Source organism: Nodosilinea nodulosa PCC 7104 (assembly GCF_000309385.1).
In the GTDB taxonomy this organism is placed as follows: domain Bacteria; phylum Cyanobacteriota; class Cyanobacteriia; order Phormidesmidales; family Phormidesmidaceae; genus Nodosilinea; species Nodosilinea nodulosa.
The window spans coordinates 3,668,748-3,675,601 of sequence record NZ_JH976537.1 but is presented as its reverse complement, the minus strand read 5'-3'; the positions used below and the strand labels follow the sequence as shown (position 1 = coordinate 3,675,601).

Here is a 6,854-nt window from a genome sequence, read left to right as displayed (position 1 = left end):
CGCGTTCCTGCTCTCTGATCTGGGCGTGACCAAGAGCCATAGCCGTCCCCAGGTGTCCAATGACAATCCGTTTTCGGAGGCGCAATTCAAAAACCTTGAAATATCAGCCCACGTTTCCACACAGTTTGGCTGTATCGAAGATGCCAGGGCCTTTTGCCAACACTTCTTTGCCTGGTATAACCAAGTCCATCATCATGGGGGCGATTGGTCTATTGACCCCTGAGGTGATGCATTCAGGCCAAGCTGACGTCGTCACTCAGCAACGACAAGCCGTTTTAAACACGGCTTATCTCGCCCATCCTGAGCGCTTTGTCCATCATCCGCCCACTCCACCCGTGGTGCCCAATGCCGTTTGGATCAATCCACCGATAGCAGCTCCTAACAGCCAGGCGGTTCCACACTAATTTGTTTTTAGTTTCTGTCTCATTTTTGTTGACACATTCCGCGGTGCGATACGCGCATTCCAGACGTCATAGCCAACGTAGTAGCCTGACTAAGGAGCGACTGCTCCAGGCGATAAAGCCGCTTGAAGGTAAATCGTTCTTCATCTTTGACTAACCCAATAGACATCACCTGCCGGTGCTTCAGACAAGTATCGGTAAGCCGTAGAACATCGACGCTGTGTAGTCCTCGGGTTTGGGCCGCAACTGCAATCGCGGTTACCAAATCTCTGCGGCTAAAGTGGCTCTGGTGTACGGCGACTATTCGCCGCGCCTCCCTGAGCGTGCGCCACTCCTGGAACCGCTGCCACAAGGTGATCTGATCTTTCCCTTCCGGAATAATGAGCCTCGTAGCCCTACGCTGGATTAGTCCATGCTGAGCCGCGACCTCTTGCCATGCCCGGAATAGCTCGTCTCGTGGTGGGACATACCCCTTCTTGTCACGGGTCATGTAGGCCACGGCCTGGGCTTGAGCAGCGGTGGATGGCTCGTGCGCTTCAATTGCCTTACGACGACTCGACCATAGGTTCATAAGCGTTTGGTATCGCCCCTCGGTGCGAGAAAACCCCGATAACTCAAACCAGCTCTGACAACGCACAAGCTCAAGACCCAGTTCGGTTTGCAGCAGCGCCGCCAATTCACTTCGGTAGATGGCACCCGCTGCCATCTTGTGTTGATAGAGCACCCGCGAGTCGATAGGGCCTGTCACCCCATCACGGGTCACTCCATCGTTGAGCACCAGCGCATGGGTGTGGAGATTCGGCTCCCCGGCACGATTTGATCCATGCTCAAAATAGGCAACCGTAAGCCCTGCCGGAGGCGCATCGTGGGTAAGCAGTCGGGCGTGGCTTTCAAGGTATGCGATCGCAGCTTCTACCGCTCGGTGGTGGATACGCTCTATAGCAGCACGGTGTGCTGGATCCACGACAGCCCATAGAATTGAAATACTCTTTGGTGGAGTAAAGACCAGATCCCACCCCGGCACACGCCGCTTGCCTCCTGCGTTACTAACAAGCTTTGATTCGTTATCAGGCGAAAACCCATCGAACAACACAAAAAACGCTGCTCGATTCACTGCACCGTACAGGCCAAGTTGTCTCGCACCCTGTCCACCCCATACTGCTGGGGGTTCTCCGGGCAAAGCACTCGATGCCTCGTAAGAAGATTGTGCGAGGTTTACATAGTAGTACTTACTTTTGCGTCCCATCTTTGCAATTGAAAGCATGACAAAACGTTGCGTCAATTTCCCACGATACTAACGCTCACTGCTAGAATAAAAACGTTTCTGTGATGCTTATTTTTGCCTCGCTATCGATTGCAACATTTGAGAGGAATCCGTTCCCAAAAAGCATCACTTGCCTTGTTTCCGATTAGATATTCCTCTCGGCAATTCCCAGGGTTTCTCCTGAGGATTTCACTCAACTGGTTCACGTTTTGGTTTCAAAAGAAGTTTCTTCGCATGGAGGTGAAGGAAAATAACTGGAGTCTTTATTCCACAAGGATGTGGTCAGGATTCCGTTTTAATGGAGAGAAAGATGGAAATAGAAACAGCAACGGTCATGCACCGGACTCTGATTTTTGGAGCCGGGATGATTGTTGGAATAGTACTTCGGTGGTTTTTACCACACTGGTTTTCTCGGTGGTCAAGACGGTTTCGCAGCATTGCTCGAAGCGTTTTCCCCGGAAGAAACCTACGAGGTATTGAACGACGCATTGACTCGCTGACAGAACGCTCAACACGAATGAACTCTGATATCGACGATATGAAGAGACTTCTTGTAAGGCTTCTTGATGCTGATACGAAAAAAGTTGCTACCCCACATAAAAATGGAATAGCAACTCAGCAATAACCCCAAGAGCTATCAACTGTTCCCGCAGTTGGTAGCTCACTTTTTAATACAGGAATCACTATGGACGATACGAAATTATTTGAGGCATTGCAAAGGATTCTTCACTACCTCGCAGACGACTTGGATGAGTACGAATGTGAGCGGTGTGAAGGAACTGTCTCTGACAATCACATCGGGGAATCACTGCTTGTCCTGCTTCGGTTCTTAACGGAACACGCAATTGGCACCGCCTAACATCTGCTGGAGGAGCAAGAGAGACAGGCCTTAGTCCTTCTCCCTCTCTACCACCACAAACCAACAACGCAAACGCAAATGGGGCTTTCACTCTTTAGTCGGAGTGGATGCCCCATTTCTTTTTTTAATCCCAAAGGAAATTTTATGCATAACTGCAATACAAAATACTTCTTCGGTGCAACCACCGTCGAAGAGATAAAAGCTCGCTACCGCCGTCTCGCAATGGATCTCCACCCTGACCGGGGCGGTGACGCTGAAGCAATGAAGGTGCTTAACCGCGAGTATCACGAAGCGCTCCGCAGGTGTCACGGCACCACAGCACAAAAGACCGCTGGAGGAGGAGAAGAAGAGCACACCTACTACTACAACGAAGCGGTCGAGCAGGCAGTCATAGACAAGCTCGCTGAGCTTCTTGGCCTAAGCCTCCCCAACATCCGGGTCATGCTTGTTGGCACCTGGATATGGATCGACGGCGAGACAAAACCAGTGAGAGACAGCCTTAAGTCCCATGGCCTCCGGTGGCACAACAAGCGGGGGAAATGGTACTGGCACGCAGGTTCTCACCGCTATCGACAAAGCCTCGGCGACTTTAACGAACTCGCAGCGAAGTACGGCTACCGCGAGTTTGAAAGCAACAAGCGCCAAAAGCTCGAAGCCTAGATAAACCAGCCCCAAAAAATTGAGTACCCGAGGGTGAGGCAATCCGCATGATGCAGGTTGTCTCGCCCTCTTTTTGTAGAAAAAGGAGAGCACTTATGGCAACGAACAAACCAAAAAGAGACACCACTCTTACGGAGAGCGATCTACATCAGTTCACATGCACCATGCAGTATTGGCGAAACGGCAACCCGTTCCATTCGTTCCTCTATACCGATGGAGTGCAGTATCTGGCCAACCACGGTGAAGCCTATTGGCTCCTTGATCTCATTGCCTCATGGCAAATAGAGCCTGAGGTAAGAAACGATCCGGTACTTCTTGAAATGCAGTTTTGGACGCTTACAGTACATGAAAATTCATCGGCGGTTGCTATCTGTGAACGAGATTCAAACGATGTGGTGGTGAGACAGAGGATCCCATACACCGACTTTCCCCTGAAAGAAGTTCGGCTCTACCTTGCCCATGTAGGGAACTACTGGAATTACTGTGCTGTGCAGGATGGTCCACGCAGCAATGCCCACTATGGGATACTGCTTTTACCAAGTGAGTGGTAATCACCCCAAAGCCGCCTTTTTCACAAAGGGCGGCTTTTTTTGTGCCTATGGCGCATTCGTTGTGAAGTACACTTTCAACCATTGTTTCAAAAAAAAGTTATTGCGCCCCCTCGATAATTTAATTATTTCGACAATCAAAGCTGCACTTTTTCGCTAAACATAGTTAAGAAGTGCACGTCATGTAGAGGGTAGCGGCAACACTTCGGTTCAAGGGATTAACCACCCCTTAAATAAAAGAAGACAGGTAGCCACCTGTACCGTTGTCGAAACTCTTGGAGCTGGATGCTGGGAGACTAGCTTGTCCAGTTCGAGGGAGGCTCAGTTGAGTAATACCGTTTGCCAAAAAAACGGGGCAATCCAATTGTTCTATCCCATGCCGTGTATACAGGTTTCAAAGGAAGTAGGGCGACCGAGACAGACCTCATCAAACAAAAAGGTGAGGCCGTACAAAAGAAAGTGGGTGATGTTTTGGAAACAACAACTAATCCCCATAGGGGGGCTTGGCCTAAAGGCTGTTTTAATAGCGGCACATGGTGGGCAACCCTATCCGGCGCAGGGAGTTTGGCGCTTCAGCGATGACGCCAATCGGAGGAAGACACCTCCGACGTTCGTTTGAAAAAACGACGGCGAATAGCTCAACTGTGAAAGTGGTGAAAACCATTGCCGGTAAGTTTGGAGAGAGACGATGCCGAACCGTGGAAAAGGCGCTACATGGTAATTCGTGGTCACTTCTGCCTTCCGCACGAGGAAACCTGAAATGGGAGCGGATTCAATTCGCCCGTGTAGTAGCCCTGTGGATAGCAATCCACTACCAACGTGACTCTTCAAGCAATCTTTTGTGCTAATCGGGGAAGGTCTGGCAGGCCGGATGGTGGCTCATTCGGTGCCTGGGCAAATTGTCACTCAGGTGATTCAAACTGACCAGACCGGGAGTGTGGAGTAAGTAGGTGCTTGGCCTTTAAGGACCAAGGTGCACGCGGGGCAAGGCAGTCCCAAGGGCATTCATGGTGTCGCAATTAACTGATCGAGTTGGTGACTGCGATCAAGTGACACGTGTGACTACGAAAGCTCTGAGGAGGTTTTACCTCTCTACATGATGAACTTCTTTTGTGGGCTAGCCGGTGGGCCTGAAATACAGCTCAGCGGCTAGCTAATACTTCATGCAGCTTCGTAATTGACTTGTAAACGATGGTTTTGTCGATGCGCTAATGAACGAACGAAGTACCTGCTTTTAAAGCAACTGTTACAGCTTATGGAAGGTGGGTGCGCGGCGGTTTGCCTGCGCAGTTCTCCACTTTTGAGCAATGCCGATGTTGATGATCACATCCGTCGTGCGCTCGTGGAGGGCTGGCCAAAAGGTTTCAAACGTCGACGTCGTTTGGAAACAAGCGGAAAGGTTTAAGAAAAAACAAACGGTAGCGCTGCTAGAAGGATTCACACACAAAGGGTTTTGGCTTTGCGGACTGAGCCCTTAATCAGTCCGTTCCTTCCTAACCAAGAGTTCTCACTTTGTGGAGGCTTTGAAGTGATGATGAAACAGGCGGTGCCAACCCTCGGCTTCTTCCTACGGCGGATAGCGATCGATTACATGCGCTACGGCTATTACCGGTGGGCACTTCGTTTTATTCCACCGGAGCGCGATCCACAAACGCTCGATGCCAAGCTCAGCGAAGCCTACGGCGTCACTGCCTGCCGAACCACCCGGATGAGGCAACGGCGACGCGGATTGGCCGTGGTGCAGTATGTGCGGTGGGAGCACACCTTTGTACTGCTTGCTACTGAGGGAACTCATGAGCAGTTTGGTAAGCTCCGCAGCTACGATGCCAGAAATGCGCCGCTCCACATCGGAGCCTATGCGATTGGGGTAGACGGATCAGGAGTGGTCGTTGTTCAGGTAAGACAGCAAGTATGGCTCGCTGTCTCAAAGCGCATTCACCTAAACGCCTTGGGCGATCGCACCATAGTGGAAACTAGGATCAATGCTCTCCCCTTCTATCGCTTCCCAGGCGTCACTGGGCAACTTCGGGATCTGGTGAAGACGGTAAACCAGCGGCGACGGGTAGCAGGCCTCCCTCTAATCGTCATCAACCATGGAACTAGGTGGGATGCCCATTCCTTCATCAAGCAAACTTCCCCAGGGCTCGTGAATGGATGAGTGGTCCTCTCCGGTATTCTCCTGCGGATACTCCTGCCAAAGCGAAGTGGTTTGCCGCAGGCTCTGGAACCTGCCATCTCCCAAGATAAGGTGGTCGAGCACCGGGACACATAAAATCTTGCCGCACTGAAGCAGCTGTTTGGTAAGAGCTAAGTCGTCAGGGCTCGGTTCGAGAGCACCTGAAGGATGGTTGTGGGCCACAATGATTCGAACAGCTCGATGTCGGAGTGCTTCCCCGAAAATATCTCGTGGGTGAGCAAGGGTCTCTGTTTGAGAACCGATGGTAAGAACGCGCTTGGCCAGAAAGTGATGCCTGACGTTGAGCATGAGTACAGCAAACCGCTCTTCTGTTTCCCACATCAGATCGTGGGAAAGCAGGGACGCAGCAACGTTCGGATCATCAACACGGGTTCGCACCTGAGTGGGCTGGATGAAAGCTCGCTTTCCTAATTCAATTGCCGCAATCACTATTGCCGCCTTCGCTGGCCCAACTCCTCGCATGGCCAGAAGCTCTTCCATCGAGAGATGCTGAAGCCTCCTTAGGGCGTCCTCACCTGCCTGGCTTAACTCCCCTAAAATCGAATGCGCTAAGTCAACTGCTGAAAGCCCAGTGCTGTGGTGCCCTGTGCCGAGCAAAATGGAGAGGAGTTCGGCGGTTGAAAGTGCCTTAGGGCCATAAGCTGCGAGCCGTTGCCGAGGGCGATCCTCCTCGTACATGTCCTGGATACGAAGGGAGTGCTCGCGTGGCCCTGACAGTTCTGTTGCAGCGTAACGAGTAGGCCCCTCAGATGAAAAACTTTCTTCTTCACCAAAGAAAGTGAGCTGGCACCATTCCTCTTCAGCCTGATCGTGACCCTCTTCTTCTGGTGCCAACGGTTCTGGCATATAGATAGGTGAAGGATTCGTGTAAATGAAATAGCCACAAACCTTGCTCTAAGAACGCTTACTATCAAACTTTGGCCCC

Annotated in this window: 4 protein-coding genes and 1 pseudogene; 3 read left to right on the top strand and 2 right to left on the bottom strand. The window is 51.3% G+C overall.

All coding sequences use genetic code 11. From position 1 onward, the window contains the following. Positions 1–404, top strand: a pseudogene (locus LEPTO7104_RS41720) (integrase core domain-containing protein); the annotation flags it as partial. Between the two features lie 19 nt (positions 405–423). On the opposite strand, the gene mobF reads toward LEPTO7104_RS41720, so the two are convergent. Next, a complete protein-coding gene (gene mobF / locus LEPTO7104_RS0116960) occupies positions 424–1,665 on the bottom strand; it encodes a MobF family relaxase (RefSeq protein WP_017299777.1) in 1,242 nt (413 codons plus the stop codon). A gap of 1,003 nt (positions 1,666–2,668) precedes the next feature. Between mobF and LEPTO7104_RS0116950 the strand changes: the two genes are divergently transcribed. Both LEPTO7104_RS0116950 and LEPTO7104_RS34245 read left to right on the top strand, forming a co-directional pair. After that, the gene (locus LEPTO7104_RS0116950) at positions 2,669–3,184 is read left to right on the top strand and encodes a J domain-containing protein (RefSeq protein WP_017299775.1); all 516 of its coding nucleotides are present in this window, start codon (positions 2,669–2,671) and stop codon (positions 3,182–3,184) included. A 95-nt stretch (positions 3,185–3,279) separates the two neighbouring features. Further along, positions 3,280–3,735, top strand: a complete 456-nt coding sequence (locus LEPTO7104_RS34245; protein WP_051158505.1) for a DUF6876 family protein — start codon at positions 3,280–3,282, stop codon at positions 3,733–3,735. Positions 3,736–5,809: 2,074 nt separating this feature from the next. On the opposite strand, the gene radC is transcribed toward LEPTO7104_RS34245, so the two are convergent. Then, positions 5,810–6,775: a RadC family protein gene (gene radC / locus LEPTO7104_RS34240; RefSeq protein WP_017299772.1), complete on the bottom strand. Its 966-nt coding sequence runs from the start codon at positions 6,773–6,775 to the stop codon at positions 5,810–5,812. Positions 6,776–6,854 lie beyond the last annotated feature (79 nt).